The 21240-nt window shown below is 59.8% G+C and carries 16 protein-coding genes; 10 read left to right on the top strand and 6 right to left on the bottom strand.

The features are described 5' to 3' along the window. Window positions 1-27: 27 nt before the first annotated feature. The 6 genes from hrpB (at window position 28) to fhuB (ending at window position 11371) form a co-directional block, all read left to right on the top strand. Window positions 28-2505 (top strand): ATP-dependent helicase HrpB, encoded by a 2478-nt coding sequence (gene hrpB / locus C1N84_RS15095; protein WP_264441625.1) that lies wholly within the window; start codon window positions 28-30, stop codon window positions 2503-2505. A gap of 98 nt (window positions 2506-2603) precedes the next feature. After that, complete coding sequence (gene mrcB / locus C1N84_RS15090) at window positions 2604-5129, top strand: bifunctional glycosyl transferase/transpeptidase (protein WP_264441624.1); 2526 nt, start codon at window positions 2604-2606, stop codon at window positions 5127-5129. Window positions 5130-5457: 328 nt separating this feature from the next. Then, complete coding sequence (fhuA, locus tag C1N84_RS15085; RefSeq protein WP_264441623.1) at window positions 5458-7668, top strand: ferrichrome porin FhuA; 2211 nt, start codon at window positions 5458-5460, stop codon at window positions 7666-7668. Between the two features lie 44 nt (window positions 7669-7712). Next, entirely contained in the window at window positions 7713-8507 is a 795-nt protein-coding gene (gene fhuC / locus C1N84_RS15080; RefSeq protein ID WP_021507505.1) for a Fe3+-hydroxamate ABC transporter ATP-binding protein FhuC, read from the top strand. 9 nt (window positions 8508-8516) lie between these two features. Continuing rightward, window positions 8517-9395 carry a Fe(3+)-hydroxamate ABC transporter substrate-binding protein FhuD gene (gene fhuD, locus C1N84_RS15075; protein ID WP_264441622.1) on the top strand — a complete coding sequence of 293 codons (879 nt, stop codon included), beginning with the start codon at window positions 8517-8519 and terminating at the stop codon, window positions 9393-9395. Further along, window positions 9395-11371 (top strand): Fe(3+)-hydroxamate ABC transporter permease FhuB, encoded by a 1977-nt coding sequence (gene fhuB, locus C1N84_RS15070; protein ID WP_264441621.1) that lies wholly within the window; start codon window positions 9395-9397, stop codon window positions 11369-11371. Before fhuD ends, fhuB begins: the two co-directional genes overlap by 1 nt. Before the next feature lie 35 nt (window positions 11372-11406). Here fhuB and hemL read toward each other — a convergent pair whose 3' ends face one another. Beyond that, window positions 11407-12687 carry a glutamate-1-semialdehyde 2,1-aminomutase gene (gene hemL / locus C1N84_RS15065; protein WP_264441620.1) on the bottom strand — a complete coding sequence of 427 codons (1281 nt, stop codon included), beginning with the start codon at window positions 12685-12687 and terminating at the stop codon, window positions 11407-11409. Window positions 12688-12908: 221 nt separating this feature from the next. On the opposite strand from hemL, the gene erpA reads away from it, so the two are divergent. Next, window positions 12909-13256 (top strand): iron-sulfur cluster insertion protein ErpA, encoded by a 348-nt coding sequence (gene erpA / locus C1N84_RS15060; protein WP_021507501.1) that lies wholly within the window; start codon window positions 12909-12911, stop codon window positions 13254-13256. Window positions 13257-13289: 33 nt separating this feature from the next. Here erpA and C1N84_RS15055 read toward each other — a convergent pair whose 3' ends face one another. The 3 genes from C1N84_RS15055 to mtnN all read right to left on the bottom strand — a co-directional run bounded on the left by C1N84_RS15055 (window position 13290) and on the right by mtnN (window position 15144). Then, window positions 13290-13541, bottom strand: a complete 252-nt coding sequence (locus tag C1N84_RS15055) for a hypothetical protein (protein WP_021507500.1) — start codon at window positions 13539-13541, stop codon at window positions 13290-13292. A gap of 105 nt (window positions 13542-13646) precedes the next feature. Beyond that, complete coding sequence (gene btuF / locus C1N84_RS15050) at window positions 13647-14453, bottom strand: vitamin B12 ABC transporter substrate-binding protein BtuF (RefSeq protein ID WP_058774800.1); 807 nt, start codon at window positions 14451-14453, stop codon at window positions 13647-13649. Further along, entirely contained in the window at window positions 14446-15144 is a 699-nt protein-coding gene (mtnN, locus tag C1N84_RS15045; protein WP_021507498.1) for a 5'-methylthioadenosine/S-adenosylhomocysteine nucleosidase, read from the bottom strand. The genes btuF and mtnN overlap by 8 nt, the downstream gene beginning before the upstream one ends. A gap of 98 nt (window positions 15145-15242) precedes the next feature. On the opposite strand from mtnN, the gene dgt reads away from it, so the two are divergent. The 3 genes from dgt to C1N84_RS15030 all read left to right on the top strand — a co-directional run bounded on the left by dgt (window position 15243) and on the right by C1N84_RS15030 (window position 19670). Then, window positions 15243-16736, top strand: coding sequence for a dGTPase (gene dgt / locus C1N84_RS15040; protein WP_021507497.1), 1494 nt, complete (start codon window positions 15243-15245; stop codon window positions 16734-16736). A gap of 136 nt (window positions 16737-16872) precedes the next feature. Next, window positions 16873-18312, top strand: coding sequence for a serine endoprotease DegP (gene degP, locus C1N84_RS15035; protein WP_058759526.1), 1440 nt, complete (start codon window positions 16873-16875; stop codon window positions 18310-18312). A gap of 200 nt (window positions 18313-18512) precedes the next feature. Then, window positions 18513-19670, top strand: a complete 1158-nt coding sequence (locus C1N84_RS15030) for a CdaR family transcriptional regulator (RefSeq protein ID WP_021507495.1) — start codon at window positions 18513-18515, stop codon at window positions 19668-19670. 38 nt (window positions 19671-19708) lie between these two features. Here C1N84_RS15030 and C1N84_RS15025 read toward each other — a convergent pair whose 3' ends face one another. Together C1N84_RS15025 and dapD are read right to left on the bottom strand one after the other, a co-directional pair. Further along, window positions 19709-20101 carry a DUF3461 family protein gene (locus C1N84_RS15025; protein ID WP_010616197.1) on the bottom strand — a complete coding sequence of 131 codons (393 nt, stop codon included), beginning with the start codon at window positions 20099-20101 and terminating at the stop codon, window positions 19709-19711. A 294-nt stretch (window positions 20102-20395) separates the two neighbouring features. Further along, the gene (gene dapD / locus C1N84_RS15020) at window positions 20396-21220 is read right to left on the bottom strand and encodes a 2,3,4,5-tetrahydropyridine-2,6-dicarboxylate N-succinyltransferase (RefSeq protein WP_021507493.1); all 825 of its coding nucleotides are present in this window, start codon (window positions 21218-21220) and stop codon (window positions 20396-20398) included. Window positions 21221-21240 lie beyond the last annotated feature (20 nt).

The following is a 21240-nucleotide window of genomic DNA, read 5'->3' as shown; positions in this document are numbered from 1 at the left end:
CCGGTAATTGGCGCCGGGTGGTGTACAATGCGCGCCATCTTAGCACAGGCAGAGTGGGAGTTGAGTGTGAGTGAGTTACCGGTAAGCGAGGTGCTGCCTGCATTGCTGGCCGCGCTGGCGCAGTCGCCACAGGTGCTGCTGGCGGCCCCGACCGGCGCCGGGAAATCCACCTGGCTGCCGCTACAGCTGCTGCAACAGGCGCAGCTGCCGGGGCAAATCATCATGCTGGAGCCGCGCCGGCTGGCGGCACGCAACGTGGCACAGCGGCTGGCGGAACAGCTGGGCGAACAGCCGGGCGGGACGGTAGGTTATCGGCTGCGCGGGGAAAACTGCAGCAGCGCAGCGACGCGTCTGCTGGTGGTCACCGAAGGCATTCTGACGCGTATGCTGCAGCGCGATCCGCTGCTGGAGGGCGTATCGCTGGTGATCCTCGACGAATTCCATGAGCGCAGCTTGCAGGCTGACCTGGCGCTGGCGCTGCTGCTTGATGTGCAGCAGGGATTGCGCGACGACCTGAAAATTCTGCTGATGTCGGCAACGCTGGATAATCAGCAGCTACGCACGCTGCTGCCCGACGCGCCGTTTATTGCGTCACAGGGGCGCAGCTTTCCGGTGATTCGACGTTACGCCTCGCTCAATCCGCAGCAGCGGTTTGAAGAGGCAGTGGCGCGCGAGGTGGCACAGTTGCTGCGGGATGAGCCCGGTTCGCTGCTGCTGTTTCTGCCCGGCGTGGCGGAGATTGAACGGGTGAAGCGTGAACTGGCGTCGCGCGTCAGTGATGAGGTGGATTTATCTCCTTTATATGGTGCGCTGTCGCTGGAGGCACAGCGGCGAGCCATCCTGCCGGCCGCGCCGGGCCGGCGTAAAGTGGTGCTCGCCACCAATATCGCCGAGACCAGCCTGACGATTGAAGGCATCCGCCTGGTGGTGGACAGCGCGCTGGAGCGCGCGGCGCAGTTTGACGTGCGCAGCGGCGTGACGCGTTTGCTGACCCAGCGCATCAGCCAGGCGTCGATGACGCAGCGCGCTGGCCGCGCCGGTCGCCTGGCGCCGGGGATCTGCCTGCATCTGCTGCCGCAGGAGCAGGCGCTGCGTGCGGCGGCGCAGAGTGAGCCGGAGATACTCACCAGCGATCTGGCCTCGCTGCAGCTGGATTTACTGCAGTGGGGCTGTCAGGACGCGGCTCAGCTGCAATGGCTGGATAGTCCACCGGCGCGCAGCCTGCAGGCGGCACGTCAACAGCTGCAGCGGCTCGGCGCGCTGGATAGCGAAGGGCGGCTCAGCGCGCGCGGCCGTAAAATGGCGCAGCTCGGCAGCGATCCACGTCTCACGGCGATGCTGTGCGCCGCCAGCGACGATGTGCACGCCATCGCCAGCGCGGCGCTGCTGGTGGCGATTCTGGAGGATCCGCCGCGCAGCGGCAGTGTCGATCTGCGCGATGCGCTCAACCAGCCACAACCGCAGTGGCTGCGGCGCGCGCGGCACTGGCAGCAGCGGCTGAACGCGCGCGAAGGTCACGTTGACGCCGATCGCTTCCCGGCGCTGCTGGCCGCCGGATTTGCTGACCGGCTAGCGCAGCGTCGCGGTGACAGCGCGCGCTATCAGCTCGCCAATGGTATCGGCGCGATGCTGGATGAGCACGACGGTCTGAGCCGCTATGAGTGGCTGATTGCCCCGAGCCTGCTGCAGGGGGCCAGCAGCGCCGATGCACGCATGCTGCTGGCGCTGCCGGTAGAGATGGATGCGCTGCGCCAGCAGTGCCCGCAACTGGTGGAGCAGCGCACCGATGTGGACTGGGATGAAGACAAAGGCACGCTGCGCGCGTGGAAGCGGGAAGCGATTGGTGCGCTGATCCTGCGGGCCCAGCCGCAGGCGCGGCCCGAGCCGGAGATCCTGCATCCGGCGATGCTGCGCTGGATCCGCGAAAAAGGGCTGGCGGTGCTCGGCTGGACGCCAGAGGCAGAGCAGCTGCGTCTGCGCCTGCAGTGCGCCGCGCAGTGGCTGCCGGAAGAGGCGTGGCCGACGCTGGATGATGACACGCTGCTGGCCTCGCTGGAGCACTGGCTGCTGCCGGAGATGGGCAAAGTACGCGATTTAAAAGGGCTGCAGAGCGTTAATCTTGTCAGCGCTTTATTACATTTGCTGACATGGTCACAGCGGCAGCGGCTGGATACTGTGCTGCCAACTCATTACACTGTGCCGACCGGAAGTCGCCTGCCGATTCGCTACGACGCGGAAAAGCCCCCCGCGCTGGCGGTACGTATGCAGGAGATGTTTGGCGAGGCGCAGAACCCGGCGGTTGCCGATGGGCGCGTTCCGCTGGTGCTGGAGCTGCTTTCGCCGGCGCACCGTCCGCTGCAGATCACCCGTGACCTCGCGGCGTTCTGGCGCGGTGCGTATCCTGAAGTGCAGAAAGAGATGAAAGGGCGCTATCCCAAACATCCGTGGCCGGACGATCCGGCCAGCGCCTTGCCGACGAGGCGCACCAAAAAATATTCCTCGTAGCCCGCAGTGGATCGAATTCAGAGGGTTCTGCCATGCGCGGCACGAGAAAGCAGTTAGAGTAGCGGCGCTGCCGTAGCTATGCCTGGAGAAAACAAAGCATGTCTGGGAACGATCGCGAACCTATTGGGCGCAAAGGAAAAGCGCCAAAGCCGCCGCGTAACATTACGCGCCGGGGTCGCCGCAGGGAGCCTGAAGATGATATCGATCAGGACGATTTTGACGAAGATGATGAGGAGAGTGCGCCGGTGCCACCCAAAGGTAAAGGAAAACGACCCGCGCGTGGCAAACGCCGCTGGTTAGGCTGGTTGATTAAACTCTTCCTGGTGTTTGTCGTGGTGATGGCCGCCTGGGGCGTCTATCTCGATTCGGAAATCCGCAGCCGCATTGACGGTAAAGTGTGGCAGCTGCCAGCGGCCGTGTACGGGCGCATGGTCAGCCTCGAACCGGGCATGGCTTACGACAAGAAAGAGATGATTGCGCTGCTGGAAGGCACGCAGTATCGCGAAGTGTCGCGCATTACCCGTCCGGGTGAGTTCAGCGTGAAAGGCAACACCATCGACCTGCTGCGCCGTCCGTTTGATTTTCCGGACAGCAAAGAGGGCCAGATTAACGCGCGTCTCACCTTCAGCAACAACGAGCTGAGCGAGATTAAAAACCTCGATACCGGACGCGACTTTGGCTTCTTCCGCCTCGATCCGCGGCTGATCACCATGTTGCAGTCGCCAAACGGCGAGCAGCGTCTGTTTGTGCCGCGCGCCGGGTTCCCGGATCTGCTGGTCGATACGCTGATCGCCACCGAAGACCGCCACTTCTACGAGCATGACGGCATCAGCCCGTACTCGATTGGTCGCGCCTTCCTCGCCAATATCACCGCCGGCAAAGCGGTGCAGGGCGGCAGTACGCTGACGCAGCAACTGGTGAAAAACCTGTTCCTCACCAACGAACGCTCGCTGTGGCGTAAAGCGCGTGAAGCCTATATGGCGGTGATCATGGATGCGCGCTACAGCAAAGATCGCATTCTTGAGCTCTACCTGAACGAGGTGTATCTCGGCCAGGCGGGCAACGACCAAATCCGCGGTTTCCCGCTGGCCAGCCTGTACTACTTTGGCCGCCCGGTGGACGAACTGAGCCTTGATCAGCAGGCGATGCTGGTCGGCATGGTTAAAGGTGCGTCGCTGTACAATCCGTGGCGTAATCCGCAGCTGGCGCTGGAGCGACGTAACCTGGTGCTGCGTCTGCTGCAACAGCAGAAAGTGATCGACCAGGAGCTGTACGACATGCTGTCGGCGCGGCCGCTTGGCGTTCAGCCGAAAGGTGGGGTGATCACGCCGCAGCCGGCATTTATGCAGATGGTGCGTAATGAGCTGCAGGCGAAGCTGGGCGATAAGGTCAAAGATCTCTCCGGCGTGAAGATCTTCACCACGCTCGATCCGATTTCGCAGGATGCGGCGGAAAAAGCGGTTGAAGACGGCATTCCCACGCTGAAGAAACAGCGCGGGCTGAAAGATCTGGAAACCGCGATGGTGGTGGTCGACCGCTTCAGTGGTGAAGTGCGCGCGATGGTCGGCGGTGCCGATCCGCAGTTTGCCGGCTATAACCGCGCGCTGCAGGCGCGTCGCTCGATTGGCTCACTGGCAAAACCGGCGACCTATCTGACCGCCCTCAGCCAGCCAAACAGCTATCGCCTGAACAGCTGGATCGCCGACGAACCGATCGCGCTGAAACAGCCAAACGGTTCGGTGTGGAAGCCGATGAACGACGATCGTCGCTTCAGCGGTAAAGTGATGCTGGTGGATGCGCTGACTAACTCGATGAACGTGCCAACCGTTAACCTCGGTATGACGCTGGGACTCGACGCGGTAGTGGATACCTGGACCAAACTGGGCGTGCCAAAAGATCAGCTGCATCCGGTACCGGCGATGCTGCTGGGGGCGCTTAATCTGACGCCGATTGAAGTGGCGCAGGCGTTCCAGTCAATTGCCAGCGGCGGTAACCGCGCTGCGCTGTCGGCGGTGCGCTCGGTAATTGCGGAAGATGGCACGGTGCTGTATCAGAGCTTCCCGCAGGCGCAGCGCGTTGAGCCGGCGCAGGCGGCGTATCTGACGCTGTATACCATGCAGCAGGTGGCCGATCACGGTACGGCGCGGGCGCTGGGCGCACGCTTCCCGGGTGCGCATCTGGCGGCGAAAACCGGTACCACCAATGACCTGATCGACAGCTGGTTTGCCGGTATTGATGGCAAAGAAGTGGCGATCACCTGGGTTGGCCGCGACAACAACCAGACCTCGAAGCTGTACGGTGCCAGCGGTGCGATGCAGATCTATCGTCGCTACCTCGACAACCAGGCGCCGATGCCACTGGTCCTGACGCCACCGGAAGATATCACTCAGATGAATATCGATTCGGCCGGTAACTTTGTCTGCGGCAGCGGCAGCAGCACCTGGCGTTCGCTGCCGGTGTGGGCGCTGGATCCGAACGCGCTGTGCCAGCAGCAACAGCAGCAGATTCAGCAGCAGCAGCAACAGCAAGAACAGCAACAGCAGCAACAGCAACAGCCGCAGGGCGAGCAGAAGGACTCTGACGGCGTCGCGGGCTGGATTAAAGATATGTTTGGCAGTAAATAAGCCATCCGGCACTGCACCGGCTTTATACCTTCAGAGCCTGTACAGTGCCGGCGTTTTACCACCACGTGGCGGTGCCAGATACATGGCGGCGCTCCAGCCTGAGCCTTGCATAAAAGCTGAATTTAACTCCCTCTGGCGCTGCGGCGCCTTTTTCTTTGCCCGCCATTTTTTTAGCCGCGATCATGGATATGTGCGATCCGCTGGCAAACTCACCGCCAGCAGGCATTACATCTTGCGGTGCTTGCCGGGTTTCGCCTAAAATCCGTGCGTCTAATAATCATTCTCGTTTCCATTCGCCTGCATTGTTCTATTTTCATGAGATCCCACTATGAATGCGCGAAACACTTTTCCTTGTTCTCTGCGCGCGGTGACCACCCGTCGACCGCTCGCGTTATTGATTTCCCTGACTCTGGGCACACTCAGCATGCAGGCGCTGGCCGAAGATACCGTGGTGGTGACGGCTGATGGCGGCAGCGGCGTCGCGCAGGAGAGCGCATGGGGACCGTCGCCGACCATCGCCGCTAAACACAGCGCGACCGGCACCAAAACCGATACGCCAATCGAGAAGAATCCGCAGTCGGTGTCGGTGGTCACGCAGGAAGAGATGTCAATGCATGCGGTGACCAGCGTCAAAAGTGCGTTCAATTACACGCCAGGCGTGCTGACCGGTAACCGCGGCAGCTCGGACGTTATCGACGCGCTGTCGATTCGCGGCTTCAGCGAAACCAACACCAACCAGTATCTGGATGGCCTGAAGCTGCAGGGTGACAACTACTCCGAATTTGCTATCGATCCTTACTTCCTCGAGCGCGCGGAGCTGCTGCGCGGTCCGGTGTCGGTGCTGTACGGTAAGAGCAACCCGGGCGGTGTGGTATCACTGGTGAGCAAGCGGCCGACCCAGGAGACGCTGCGTGAAGTCCAGTTCCAGATGGGCACCGACAACCTGTTCTCCACCGGCTTTGATTTTGGCGGCTCACTGGATGATGACGGTGTTTACAGCTATCGCCTGACCGGCCTGGCGCGCAGCGCCGATGCGCAACAGGAGATGAACAAAGAGAAGCGCTATACCCTTGCGCCTTCGTTCAGCTGGCGTCCCGATGCCAATACCCGCTTTGACCTGCTGACCTACTTCCAGAACGAACCGGAAACCGGCTATTACGGCTGGCTGCCGCGCGAAGGCACCGTGGTGGGCATCACCCGGCCGGACGGCAGCAGCTATAAGCTGCCCACCAATTTTGATGAAGGCGAAGACAGCAATAAGATCTCGCGCAACACCAAAATGGTTGGCTACAACTTTGAGCACAGCTTTAACGATACCTGGACGGTGCGCCAGAATCTGCGCTATGCCGAACTGAAAACGAATTATCGCAGTATTTATGGCAACGGCTATCTGCCTGAGTCACAAGAGATTACGCGTGGTTCAGCCATTTCCGATGAGAAACTGAATCAGTTTGCCGTCGATAATCAGGTGCAGGCAAAATTTGCTACCGGTGCGGTCGATCATACGCTGCTGATGGGGGTTGATTATCAGCGCACCCGTAATGATATTGATGCTGCCTTTGCCTCCGCAGCGCCAATCAACGCGATTAATCCGCAGTACGGTAATGATGCTGTGGGTGCCGCCTTCCCCTATCAATATCTGAACCGTCAGGAACAAACTGGCCTGTATACGCAGGATCAGATGGAATGGAATAAATGGGTGCTGACGCTGGGCGGGCGATACGATTATGCGATGACCTCCGCACTGAACCGTAACGGTAACAGCGAAGTAAAAAACCACGACCAGGCATTTACCTGGCGCGGTGGTGTGAACTATGTGTTTGATAATGGTATCGCGCCGTATTTCAGCTACAGCGAATCCTTTATCCCAACGACTGGCACCACGGTTGATGGGAAACCTTTTGACCCATCCCGCGCGAAGCAGTATGAGGCTGGCGTAAAATACGTACCAAAAGATCGCCCGATTGTGGTCACCGCAGCGGTTTATCAGCTGACTAAAACCAAAAACCTGACGGCAGATCCGAACAGCCTGCAGTTTAGTGTGCAGGGAGGGGAGATTCGCTCACGTGGCGTCGAGCTGGAAGCCAAGGCGGCGCTTAACGCCAACATCAACCTGACGGCGGCTTACTCTTATACCGATGCGGAATACACCGAAGATACCTTGCTCAAAGGCCGTACGCCGGTGCAGGTGCCGAAGCATATGGCCTCGCTGTGGGGCGATTACACCTTCCATGAAACCGCCCTGTCGGGCTTCACCGTGGGTGCCGGGGTGCGCTACGTGGGTGAAAGCAAAGGCCTGTACGCTGACAATGAGCAAAATGGCGTGAAATCCAACCAGAACTTTGACGTCGCCGCGTACACCACTGTAGATGCCGCACTGAAATACGATCTGGGCCGCTTCGGCTTGCCGGGCTCAACCGTCGGCGTCAACATCAACAACCTGTTCGATCGCGAATACGTTGCCAGCTGCTACCGCGACTACGCCTGCTACTGGGGCGCAGAGCGCCAGATCGTCGGTACCGCCACCTTCCGCTTCTGATACTGAACACAGGGCGCTGCGGCGCCCGTTAACCAGGGATTATCATGCAGCATCCGCACCACGCAGAAACCACCTTTTCACTGGAAAACGTCAGCTTCCGTGTACCCGGCCGCACGCTGCTGCATCCGCTGTCGCTGACTTTCGCCCCGGGCAAAGTCACCGCGCTGATCGGGCATAACGGTTCCGGTAAATCCACGCTGCTGAAGATGCTCGGCCGTCACCATGCCGCCAGCGAAGGGCGCGTGATGCTCAACGGTGAAGCGGTTGATACCTGGAGCAGTAAAGCTTTTGCACGTCAGGTAGCCTATCTGCCGCAGCAGCTGCCCGCGGCAGAGGGCATGACGGTGCGCGAGCTGGTGGCGATTGGGCGCTATCCGTGGCACGGTGCGCTGGGGCGCTACGGCCAGGAAGATCGCGATCGGGTAGACGAGGCGATTGCGCTGGTTGGACTGAAACCCTTCGCCGGGCGGCTGGTGGACAGCCTGTCCGGCGGCGAGCGGCAGCGTGCGTGGCTGGCGATGCTGGTGGCGCAGAACAGCCGCTGTCTGCTGCTGGACGAACCCACGTCGGCGCTGGATATCGCTCATCAGGTTGATGTGCTGGCGCTGATTCAGCGCCTCAGCCACGAACGCGGCCTGACGGTGATAGCGGTACTGCACGATCTCAACATGGCGGCTCGCTACTGTGACCAGCTGGTGGCGCTGCGCGCGGGCGAAGTGATCGCGCAAGGCGGACCGGAAGCGATTATGCAGGCCGGGGTGCTGGGTGATATTTATGGCATTCCGATGGGCATTCTGCCGCATCCGCAGGGCGGCGCGCCCGTCAGCTTTGTCTACTGAGGCCTCGTGATGTTCGACCTTTCCCGTCGCCGTCTGCTGACCGCGCTGGCGCTCTCACCGCTGATGAACCTTGCACCGCTGCGCGCCGCGCCGCCGGACAGCCAGCGCATCCTGGCGCTGGAGTGGCTGCCGGTGGAGTTGCTGATGGCGCTCGGCGTCGCACCGCTCGGCGTGGCCGATCTGCACAACTACGCCATCTGGGTGGGTGACCCGGTCTTGCCGGCCGGCACCCTTGATCTCGGCTTACGCACCGAACCCAATCTGGAACTGATGACCCAGCTGGCACCGTCGCTGATCCTGCACTCCAACGGTTACGGCCCGGCGGTCGATAAGCTGGAGCGTATTGCGCCGACAATGGGCTTTGACCTCAACAGCGGCGATGGCAAACCGTTCACCACCGCGCGCACATCGCTGCATGCGCTGGGTGCCCGGCTTGGCCTTGAAGCGCAGGCACAGGCCCATTTGCACTGGGTGGATGGTGAAGTGGCGGCCGCGCGTGAGCGGTTACGTCGGTGGGCGCAGCGTCCGCTGCTGCTGATGTCGCTGATGGATCCGCGTCACGCCATTACCTTCGGTAAAGGCAGCCTGTTCCTCGAGGTGATGGAGCAGCTTGGCCTGCGCAATGCCTGGCAGGGCGAAACCAACTTCTGGGGCAGTGCGGTGGTCGGTCTGGAGCGGCTGGCGGAGGTCGGTGACGTTGAGGTGATCTGCTTCGATCACGATAACGAACGCGATATGCAGCAGGTGACGCAAAGCGCACTGTGGCAGGCGCTGCCGTTTGTCCGTTCCGGCCGTTTCCGGCGGGTGCCGGCGGTGTGGTATTACGGCGCCACTTACTCAGCCATCAAATTTATTCGCGTGCTGGAACGCGCGCTGGAGTCGCACTGATGCGCAACCGTCTGTTTCCCGTCGCGCTGCTCAGCGTGCTCAGTTTACTGGCGCTGGCGCTCACGTTTATCAACCTGCGCCAGGCGCTGCCATTGGCGCAGTGGCAGCAGGCGATGTTCGCGCCGGATATCGATAACATCCGTCAGGTGGTGTTCCACTACAGCCTGCTGTCGCGGCTGGCGCTGGCGCTGCTGGTTGGGGCCGGACTTGGCCTTGCGGGCCTGCTGTTTCAGCAGGTGCTGCGCAATCCGCTGGCGGAGCCGACCACGCTGGGCGTCTCTTCCGGCGCGCAGCTTGGCCTGACCGTCGCCACTCTGTGGCAGCTGCCGGGCGGGGAGCTGACGCAGCAGTTTGCCGCGATGGGCGGGGCGGTGCTGGTCGGCGTGCTGGTGTTTGGCATCGCCTGGGGCAAGCGTCTGTCGCCGGTGACGCTGATCCTCGCCGGTCTGGTACTGAGCCTGTATGCCGGCGCGGTTAATCAAATCTTTGCCATCTTCAATCACGATCAGCTGCAAAACATGTTTCTGTGGAGCACCGGCGCGCTGAACCAGCTCGACGGCCACAACGTGGCGCTGCTGTGGCCGCGCCTGCTGCTGGCGTTCGCACTGGCACTGGCGCTGTTGCGTCCGCTGACGTTGATGGGGCTGGATGATGGCGTGGCGAAAAACCTCGGTCTGGCGCTGTCGGCGGCGCGCATTGCCGCGCTGGCGCTGGCGATCCTGCTCAGTGCGCAGCTGGTTAACGTCGCCGGTATCATCGGCTTTATCGGGCTGTTCGCGCCGCTGCTGGCGAAGATGCTGGGGGCGCGTCGTCTGCTGAGCCGCTTGCTGCTGGCGCCGCTGATTGGCGCACTGCTGCTGTGGCTGGCCGATCAGTGCGTGCTGTGGCTGACCGCGCACTGGCGTGAAGTGTCAACCGGGACGGCTACCGCGCTGATTGGCGTGCCGATTCTGCTGTGGCTGCTGCCGCGTCTGCGCACGGGCTCGCTGCCGCCGGCGATGAATGCCGGCGACACAGTGCCACAGGAGCGGCAGGCCGTGCTGCGCTGGTGCCTGGCGGGCGTGATGATTCTGGCGCTGTGCAGTCTGGCGGGCATTGCGTTTGGGCGCGACGCACACGGCTGGACGTGGGTCAGCGGCGATATGCTGCAACAGCTGCTGCCGTGGCGTGTGCCGCGCGTGCTGGCGGCACTGGTGGTCGGCACGATGCTGGGCGTCGCCGGGGTGCTGATTCAGCGCCTTACTGGTAATCCGATGGCCAGTCCGGAAGTGCTGGGCATCAGCTCCGGGGCGGCCTGCGGGGTGGTGGTCATGTTGTTCTTTGTGCCCGGCAACGCGGTCGCCTGGCTGCTGCCGGCCGGCGTGCTGGGTGCCGCGCTGACGCTGCTGGTGATTATGCTGGTGGCCAGCCGCGGCGGTTTTGCACCGGAACGCATGCTGCTGGCCGGAATGGCGCTGAACAGTGCGTTTGTCACGTTACTGATGGTGTTGCTGGCGAGCGGTGATCCGCGCATGGCCGGATTGCTGAGCTGGATTTCCGGTTCGACGTATAACATCTCAATGACTCAGGCGCTGCAGAGTACTGTCGTGGGCATGATACTGGTGGCGCTGGCACCGCTGGCCAGCCGCTGGCTGACGCTGCTGCCGCTCGGCAGTGCCACGGCGCGCTCAGCCGGCATGGCGCTAAACCGATCGCGCTTCAGCCTGCTGTTGCTGGCGGCTGCGCTGACCGCCACCGCGACGCTCACTATCGGTCCGCTGAGTTTTATTGGCCTGATGGCACCACATATTGTGCGCATGCTCGGCTTCCGTCGCGCGCTGCCGCAATTGCTGATGGCTGGCCTGCTCGGCGGGTGCCTGCTGGTGTTCGCCGACTGGTGTGGCCGTATGCTGGCCTTCCCGGATCAAATCCCGGCAGGCCTGATGGCGACCTTCTTCGGCGCGCCGTATTTTATCTGGCTGCTAAGGCGCGCTTAGTGAAGCGGGGCGCTATGAATGGCGCCCCGACAGGTTTACAGCTGCGCGAAGCAGCGGCGTGCGGCATCGACGGTGCGCTGAATATCTTCCTGGCTGTGCGCCAGTGACATAAAGCCGGCCTCATAGGCCGATGGCGCGAGGTAAACACCTTCCTGCAGCATCAGATGGAAGAAACGCTTAAAGCGCTCCACATCGCACTTCGTCACGTCGGCGTAGCAGGTCACGCTGTCGGCGTCGGTGAAGAAAATACCGAACATGCCACCGACGTGGTTCACCACCAGCGGAATATTTTCCGCCTCTGCCGCCGCCAGCAGGCCAGCACACAGCTGGTCGGTGAGCGCGGTTAAGGTCGCATGGGTGCCAGGCTGTGCAATCTGCGACAGGCAGGCAAAACCGGCGGCCATGGCAATTGGGTTGCCGGACAGCGTGCCCGCCTGATACACCGGGCCAGTGGGAGCCAGCGCAGCCATCACTTCGCGGCTGCCGCCAAAGGCACCAACCGGCATACCGCCGCCGATGATCTTGCCGAGGCAGGTCAGGTCTGGCGTAACGTCGTAATACGCCTGGGCACCGCCCAGCGCCACGCGGAAGCCGGTCATCACTTCATCAATAATCAGCAGCGCGCCAAACTCATCGCACAGCGCACGCAGGCCCGGCAGGAATTCCGGCTGCGGCGGGATACAGTTCATGTTGCCCGCCACCGGTTCGACGATAATACAGGCGATCTCTTGCGGATACTGCTCAAACGCCGCGCGCACCGAGTCGAGATCGTTATAGGTGCAGGTCAGGGTGTGACGGGCGAAATCCGCCGGCACGCCCGGCGAGTTGGGCTGGCCGAGGGTCAGCGCACCGGAACCGGCTTTTACCAGCAGGCAGTCAGCGTGGCCGTGGTAGCAGCCTTCAAATTTGATGATCTTGTCACGCTGGGTGAAACCGCGCGCCAGGCGGATGGCGCTCATGGTGGCTTCGGTGCCGGAGTTAACCATACGCACCATGTCCATGCTCGGCACCAGCTCGCACACCAGCTCGGCCATCTTCACTTCCATCTCGGTCGGCGCGCCAAAACTCAGGCCGCGCGCGGCGGCTTCGATCACCGCATTGCGAATGGTGGCGTTATTGTGGCCCAGCACCATCGGCCCCCAGGAGCCGACGTAATCGATATAGGCTTTGCCATCGGCATCATACAGATAGGCACCGTCGGCGCGTTCGATGAACAGCGGCACGCCGCCCACGCCGGTAAAGGCACGCACCGGGGAGTTCACGCCGCCCGGGATCAGGCGTTGTGCTTCGGCATACAGGTTTTCTGACTTACTCATGGTTCGGCTCCTGCTGTTCTGGAAAAAATCTGGCGCCATTCTACGGAAGAGCGGCCGGTGAAGAAAGGCGCGCGGCCGCTTGCGCCTGCGACATTGCTATACTTTATGCCATAACTGGCGGCACACAGTGTCAAGGGCGCTACTTGATTGCACTGGACGGCTGGCAGATAATAGCGAAATTGAGGTCGTTTTCTGACCTGGACGTTTACCTGGAGTAAAAGATGAGTGACGACGTAGCCGCGCTGCCTCTGCAGTTCACCGATGCAGCAGCGAAAAAAGTAAAAAACCTGATTGCGGATGAAGAGAATCCGGCGCTGAAACTGCGCGTATATATCACCGGCGGGGGCTGCAGTGGCTTCCAGTATGGTTTTACTTTTGACGATCAAATGAATGACGGCGACATGACCATCGAGAAGCAGGGTGTGGCGCTGGTAGTTGACCCAATGAGCCTGCAGTATCTGGTGGGCGGATCGGTTGACTACACCGAGGGTCTGGAAGGTTCCCGCTTTATCGTGACCAATCCCAACGCCAAAACCACCTGCGGCTGCGGTTCCTCTTTCAGCATCTGATGCTGGGCTGGCTGCCGTTCTGGCAGCCATGATTTACCACTCAATCGTCACCAGGCGTGCCGTTTCACGGCGCAACGCATCGCGGTTCAATACGCTTTGTGTCACGCGCGGCTGCGCGCTGAAATGTCGGCCGCAGTCAACAGACGGCAGCGTCTGCTCACTCGGGCGTGAGATATCGCAGCGGGAGAAAATCGTTAGCGAGACGGCGATAGAGCCCGTGGTGGTTGCCGCACCGATCGGTGCAGCCACGATCAGCCCTATGGCCAGCAGCAGCGCTCTGGTCATGGTGAAATCCTGGTGATGTCAAAATGCGCTACGCGCTAAAAGGGCACAGAGCATACGTGGCCGCTGTGCCTTGTTATTTGATTTTCGACATGAATCGTCGAATCTTTAGTCTGGTAATGCTTTATTTTTCGTCGGATGTAAAGCTTCGCACAATTGTTTTGCTGCCAGCAGCAGGCGCGGACCCGGCCGGCTCAGCCAGTCATCGTTAAGCGCAATCACCGGCACGTTAAGCTGCGGCTGCCAGAAGCGCGCGACGCTGGCGGCGCGGCTGGCATCACCGCCAGTGACAATCGCCTGCGGGTGCCGCGTCAGCACCTGCTCCCGGCTCACCTGAGGCCAGCTCACACTGCTGTCAGCAAAGATATTGCGACCGCCGCACAGGGTGATAACCTCATTCTGCAGCGTGCTGCGCGCGGCGGTAAACAGCGGCTGCTGGCCAAACTGCAGAAACAGCGGCACCGGCGTTTGCTGCTGATAGCGCTGACGCAGTGTCTGCAGCTGCTGGTGTAACGCCTGTGCGGCCGCTGTGGCACGCTGGGGCTGTGGGCTCCAGCGCTGCAGCGCCGCCAGCGCATCAATCATCTGATCGAGTGATTGCGGATCGATCCATTCCACATGGATGCCCAGACGCTGCAGCTGCTCCACCTGGCGCAGCGGATTGCCACCGCGCCAGGCCAGCACCACATCCGGCCTGAGCTGCACAATGCGTTCAACGCGAATGCCCTGCCAGTTCGCCACCTGCTCCAGCTGGCGAGCAGCAGCGGGATAGTCTGACCACGCGCTCACCGCCACCGGCGTGATGCCGGCGGCAAACGCCAGTTCAGTGAGATGCGGCGACAGGGTAATGACGCGCGGTGCGGCCAGCAGACTGTGGCACAGCAGCCACAGCCCGAGCAGCAGATATTTAGCCACGCGCCAGCTGAGCCAGCAGGTTTTCCACCATCAGCGACGACTGTTTAGCCGCCACGCTGAGGAACTCTTCGAAACTCAGATGCGACGCTTTATCGGCCACGTCAGAAATAGCGCGTACCACCACGAACGGCACCTTAAACTGATGGCAAACGTGACCAATCGCCGTGGCTTCCATCTCTACCGCAATCGCCTGCGGGAAGGTGCTGCGGATACGCTCCAGCGGTGCGGCGCCATTAATAAAGGCGTCACCGCTGACCACCAGACCGCGCACCGCGTTGAGATCCAGCTGTTTGATCACCTGCTCTGCGGCGGCAATCAGCGCGCTGTCCGCGACAAACGCCGCCGGGCAGCCCGCCATCTGACCAGGCTCATAGCCAAAAGCGGTGACATCGGCATCGTGATAACGCACTTCATCGGACACCACGATATCGCCCACCTGCAGGGTTGGTGCCAGACCGCCTGCGGAACCGGTGTTGATCACCAGATCTGGTTTGCACAGCTCCAGCAGCAGCGTGGTACCCAGCGCCGCCGCGGTTTTGCCGATGCCCGATTTCAGCAGAGCCACCTCAACGCCGTTGAGCGTACCGGTGTAAATTTCGCAGCCGGCCAGCGTCAGCGTCTGACGGTTTTCAATTTTGTCACGCAGCAGTGTGACTTCCTGCTCCATCGCGCCAATAATGCCTGCTTTCATAAAGAATCTCGCTGTAGTTATGGATGTATAAGGCTAAAGTGAGGCATAGTCTAACATGGCTCAATGGGGATCAATTCAGGAAAAAATAAGGGGTAACAATGGCGACGATCAATTTCAGGAAGAAGATCAGTTTCACCCGCCCTTATACCAGCCGCAAAGATCCCGAAGGCGAATACTTTATTACCCGCCACTTTGAAAGCGATCGTGGACGCATTATTAATTCTGCCGCGATTCGCCGTCTGCAACAAAAAACCCAGGTGTTTCCGCTGGAGCGGAATGCGGCCGTGCGCTCGCGCCTGACCCATTCGCTTGAGGTGCAGCAAACCGGGCGTTACATCACCAAAGAGATTCTGCATACGCTGAAAACCCAGGGCGGCGGGCTGGCGGCTTACGGCCTCGATGGCTTTGAGGGCGCGGTCGAGAGCCTGGTGGAGATGGCCTGCCTGCTGCACGACGTCGGCAACCCGCCGTTTGGCCATTTTGGTGAAGCGGCGATCAATGACTGGTTTGATGACAACCTGCCGGCCGAACTGGTGGATCCGCTGGTGGCGGGCGTGGCGGATGACGCGCAGCGTGCCGATTTCGACCGGTTAAATGCAATGATTCGTCAGGATTTGTGCCATTTCGAAGGGAATGCGCAGGCCATTCGGCTGGTGCATACCCTGCTGCAGCTAAATCTTAGCTATGCGCAGGTAGCGTGTATTTTAAAATACACCGCGCCGGCGTGGTGGCAGGGCGATAAGCCGGCGGAGTTCAGCGTGTTAATGAAAAAGCCGGGTTTCTATTTATCCGAACGTGAATATGTGGCCGATCTTCGCGCGGCAACGGATATACCTGAGCACCACCGTTATCCGCTGACCTGGATAATGGAAGCGGCTGACGATATCTCCTATTGTATTGCCGACCTTGATGACGCCGTAGAAAAAGATATCTTCACCGTCGATACGCTCTATCATTCTTTGCTCAACGCCTGGGGCCCGGTGAAACCCGGCGACGCGTTCAGCCGCACCATTAATGAAGCGTGGAAAGAGGCCAATCAGAAAAAGCGCCGCAGTATTAGCGATCAATTTTTCATGTCGCTGCGGGTCAACGTCCAGAGTGTACTGGTCAGCCATGCGGTGCGCCGCTTTGTTGATAATTTACCTGCCATTTTTGCCGGCAACTTTAACCATGCGCTGCTGGAAGACGACGGTGATGAAGGGCGCCTGTTAAAATTATTTAAAACCGTGGCGCGCCAGCAGGTGTTTAATCACCCTGAAGTTGAGCAGCTGGAATTACAGGGTTATCGGGTCATTAAAGGATTACTGGAAATTTATCAGTCGCTGATGCAGCTCGATTATGAACAGTTTACCACGTTAATGAATGAGGATTTTCTCGCGAAACATCCGATCGAAACCCGACTGTTTCATAAACTTTCCGGTAAACATCGTAAAGCTTATCAGCAACAGATGCGTAACCTGGTGGTGCAGCATAAATATCAGCGATTGTTATGGGAACGTTATTATCGCTCGCGGCTGATTCAGGACTATATCAGCGGGATGACGGACAATTACGCCTGGGATGAGTATCGTCGGTTGATGGCGGTGGAATAAGCGCAGTTTTGTAAAGACGAAGAATAAATTTTTACCTTTGCCCAATACTTTATCAGGAACTTCGCGCTAAAAACTTAATCTCATCATCACGACCACAGCAATGGTCTGCACGTTAATTTCAGAGAGACACAGACGAATGAAAAAAAGCACATTAATGTTAAGTGCGCTGGCGCTTAGTCTGGGCATGGCGTTAAGCCCTGTCAGTGTTTTCGCGGCGGAGACAGCGTCTTCCTCCAGTCAGCAACTGCCCAGCCTGGCACCCATGCTGGAAAAAGTGATGCCTTCCGTGGTCAGTATCAGCGTGGAAGGCAGTACCACGGTGAAAACCCCGCGCATGCCGCAGCAGTTCCAGCAATTCTTTGGCGATAATTCCCCGTTCTGTCAGGACGGATCGCCGTTCCAGGGTTCACCCATGTGCCAGGGCGGCGGCGGTGACGGTAGCGACGATGGCGCCAACGCGCAGAAGCAGCAGTTCCGCGCGCTGGGTTCTGGGGTAATCATCAACGCCGACAAAGGCTATGTGGTTACCAACAACCACGTGGTAGATAACGCCACCAAAATTCAGGTACAGCTGAGCGATGGCCGTCGCTACGATGCTAAGGTCATCGGCAAAGATCCGCAGTCTGACATCGCGCTGATCCAGCTGCAGGATGCGAAAAACCTGACGGCAATTAAGATCGCAGACTCCGACAATCTGCGCGTCGGTGATTACACCGTGGCCATCGGTAACCCGTACGGCCTGGGCGAAACGGTCACGTCCGGCATCGTCTCGGCGCTGGGGCGCAGCGGCCTTAACGTCGAAAATTACGAAAACTTTATCCAGACCGATGCCGCCATCAACCGCGGCAACTCCGGCGGTGCGCTGGTTAACCTGAACGGCGAGCTGATCGGTATTAACACCGCGATCCTCGCACCGGACGGTGGCAACATCGGTATCGGCTTTGCCATCCCGAGTTCCATGGTGAAAAACCTGACCGCGCAGATGGTGGAGTATGGCCAGGTGAAACGCGGCGAGCTGGGCATTATGGGCACCGAGCTCAACTCCGAGCTGGCTAAAGCGATGAAAGTGGATGCGCAGCGCGGTGCGTTTGTCAGCCAGGTGCTGCCAAACTCCGCGGCGGCGAAAGCCGGCGTGAAAGCGGGTGATGTGGTGGTTTCCATGAACGGTAAAGCGCTGACCAGCTTTGCGGCGCTGCGTGCGGAAGTCGGCTCGCTGCCGGTCGGCACCAAACTGCAGCTGGGCCTGCTGCGCGACGGCAAACCGCTGAACGTGACGGTTGAGCTGCAGCAGAGCTCACAGGATAAAGTGCAGTCCGCGACGATTTACACCGGCATTGAAGGCGCCGATCTCAGTAACGTTGACAGCAACGGCCAGAAGGGCGTGCGCGTTGACAGCGTGAAAGCCGGCAGCGCTGCGGCACGTATCGGCCTGAAGAAAGGCGATGTGATCCTCGGTGTGAACCAGCAGGCGGTAAGCAACCTTGGCGAGCTGCGTAAAATCCTCGACACCAAACCGTCGGTGCTGGCGCTCAACGTCAAGCGCGGCGACAGCAGCCTCTATCTGCTGATGCAGTAATCCTTTTATTGGTCTCTCAGGCGAGCTTCGGCTCGCTTTTTTATTGTCTGTATGCTGCTGCGCCCTCTGTCATCTGTGCCTTCCCAGTGTGACCGCTGCCGCAATTCCGGTAATCGCCCTGCGGCTATGTGCAGTTGCACAATGCCAGGGGCAATCGGGATGCGTATTCTGTCGGTTCGTCCCGAATTCTGGAGAGTTTGATGGCCACCTATCATCTTGATGCGCGACTGGCTCAGGATATCGTTGCCCGCACCATGAAAATTATCGACAGTAATGTCAATGTGATGGATGCGCGCGGCCGCATTATTGGCAGTGGCGATCGCGAGCGTATTGGCGAATTGCACGAGGGCGCGCTGCTGGTGCTGTCACAGGGCAGGGTGGTTGATATTGACGAAGCGGTGGCTAAACACCTGCACGGCGTGCGGCCGGGCATCAATTTGCCGCTGCGCATTGACGGCGACATCGTCGGCGTGATTGGCCTGACCGGCCAGCCCAGCACGTTACGCCATTACGGCGAGCTGGTGTGCATGACGGCAGAGATGATGCTGGAACAGGCGCGCCTGCTGCATATGCTGGCGCAGGACAGTCGCCTGCGTGAGGAGCTGGTGCTGAACCTGATCCGCAGCGATACGCTGTCGCCAGCGCTGAACGAATGGGCGCAGCGACTGGGCATCGATCTCAATCAGCCGCGCGTGGTGGCGGTGGTGGAAGTGGACAGCGGACAGCTGGGGGTCGACAGCGCAATGTCGGAGCTGCAGCAATTACAGACGCTGCTGACCACGCCCGATCGCGACAACCTGATCGCCATTGTTTCGCTCACCGAAATGGTGGTGCTGAAGCCAGCGCTGAATGCCCATGGCCGTTACGATCAGGACGATCATCGCCGCCGCGTCGATCAACTGCTGCAGCGCATGAAAGAGAGCGGTCAGGTGCGGATGCGTATCGCGCTCGGCAATTTCTTTACCGGGCCCGGCAGCATTGCGCGCTCTTACCGCACCGCCCGCACCACCATGATGGTGGGCAAACAGCGCATGCCGCAGCAGCGGAGCTTCTTCTATCAGGATCTGGTGCTGCCAGTGCTACTGGATAGCCTGCGCGGCGGCTGGCAGGCCAGCGAGCTGGCACGTCCGCTGGCAAAACTGAAGAGCATGGACAATAACGGTTTGCTACGGCGCACGCTGGTTGCGTGGTTCAGTCATAACGTGCAGCCGAGCGCCACAGCGCGCGCGCTGTTTATTCATCGCAATACGCTGGAGTACCGCCTGAACCGCATCTCGGAACTGACCGGCCTTAACCTGGCGAACTTTGACGATCGGCTGCTGCTGTATGTGGCGCTGCAGCTTGATGAGCAGGCATAAAAAAGGCCAGCAGTGGCTGGCCTGAGAAGCGGCGGGAATTAGCGACCGTTGCGGGTCAGCTGATCGAGATCGGATTCGATTTCGGCGATTTTGTTCGACACCACGTTCTCCAGATGGCGCAGATCGGCGAGAATTTTGCGCTTCAGATCCACTTCTACCTGATCGCGCTGGCAGATCTGATCCAGTTCGTCGATCACGTAACGCAGGTTAGGGCTGATTTCCTGAATCTCTTTATAACCCTGGGTAGTGTGATCGGCCACCACGGTTTTGCGCTGACGCGGGTATTTAAACTTCACGCTTTTGGCGAAGAACTCGCCCTTGTCTTTGCGGAAGTAGATTTTCAGGATGTCGTTGTTGGCTTCCTGACGCAGGCTGTAGCGGTCAATGTCTTCAGGATTGCTGATACCTAAGCTTTTCAGGTTGTCGTACATAGCGTTTATATTCCATCTGAGAGTGAGTGAGCGCGCAGGATTATCATCATCATTCGGCTGCGTAATAAGCGCAACGAACCGAACGCTTACGGCATACTTAATCAACTGTAGACACAAAAACCGGGATGAACAGTGCGCGACCGGAGTTAACTGGCGCGGATTATGACCTGTTTGAAAAACAAACGCACCTGTTAATTCGCGGCGCGAAACAGGTAATAGCGGCAGGAGTGTAAAGAAAAAATGACGGGCCTGAATACAGGCCCGTGGGTATAAAAATAGGCGGGAAGAAAAAACTTAATCGATGGTACGCAGCAGTTCGTTGATGCCGGTTTTTGCCAGCGTTTTCGCGTCGACTTTCTTCACGATCACCGCACAGTACAGGCTGTAGCTGCCATCTTTAGACGGCAGGTTACCGGAAACCACCACCGAACCCGCCGGTACGCGGCCGTAGTGCACTTCACCGGTTTCGCGGTCATAAATTTTGGTGCTCTGGCCGATGTAAACGCCCATAGAGATCACCGAACCTTCTTCGACGATCACGCCTTCAACGATCTCGGAACGGGCACCGATAAAGCAGTTATCTTCGATGATGGTTGGATTGGCCTGCAGCGGTTCCAGCACGCCGCCGATGCCAACGCCGCCGGACAGGTGCACGTTTTTACCAATCTGCGCACAGGAGCCGACGGTGGCCCAGGTATCTACCATGGTGCCTTCATCGACATACGCGCCGATGTTGACATAGGACGGCATCAGCACGGTGTTGCGCGCGATGAATGCACCCTGACGCACTGCGGCCGGTGGCACGACGCGGAAGCCGGCGCTTTTAAAGCGCGCTTCATCCCAGCCGGCAAATTTCATCGGCACTTTGTCGTAGAAGCGGGTTTCTGCCCCGTCGATCACCTGGTTGTCGTTGATACGGAACGACAGCAGTACCGCTTTTTTCAGCCACTGATGCGTTACCCATTCGCCGTTGATCTTTTCTGACACGCGCAGTTCACCGCTGTCCAGCAGGCCAATCACCTGGTTGATCGCTTCACGGGTGGCGCTGTCCACGCTGGTCGGCGTAATGTCGGCGCGGCGTTCAAAGGCAGATTCGATAACGCTCTGTAACTGTTGCATATTTAATTCCTGAGTCTGTC

This window comes from Pantoea sp. SGAir0418 (assembly GCF_043529865.1).
The sequence above is the reverse complement of the archived record's forward strand: the minus strand, read 5'-3'. Positions and strand labels throughout refer to the sequence as shown.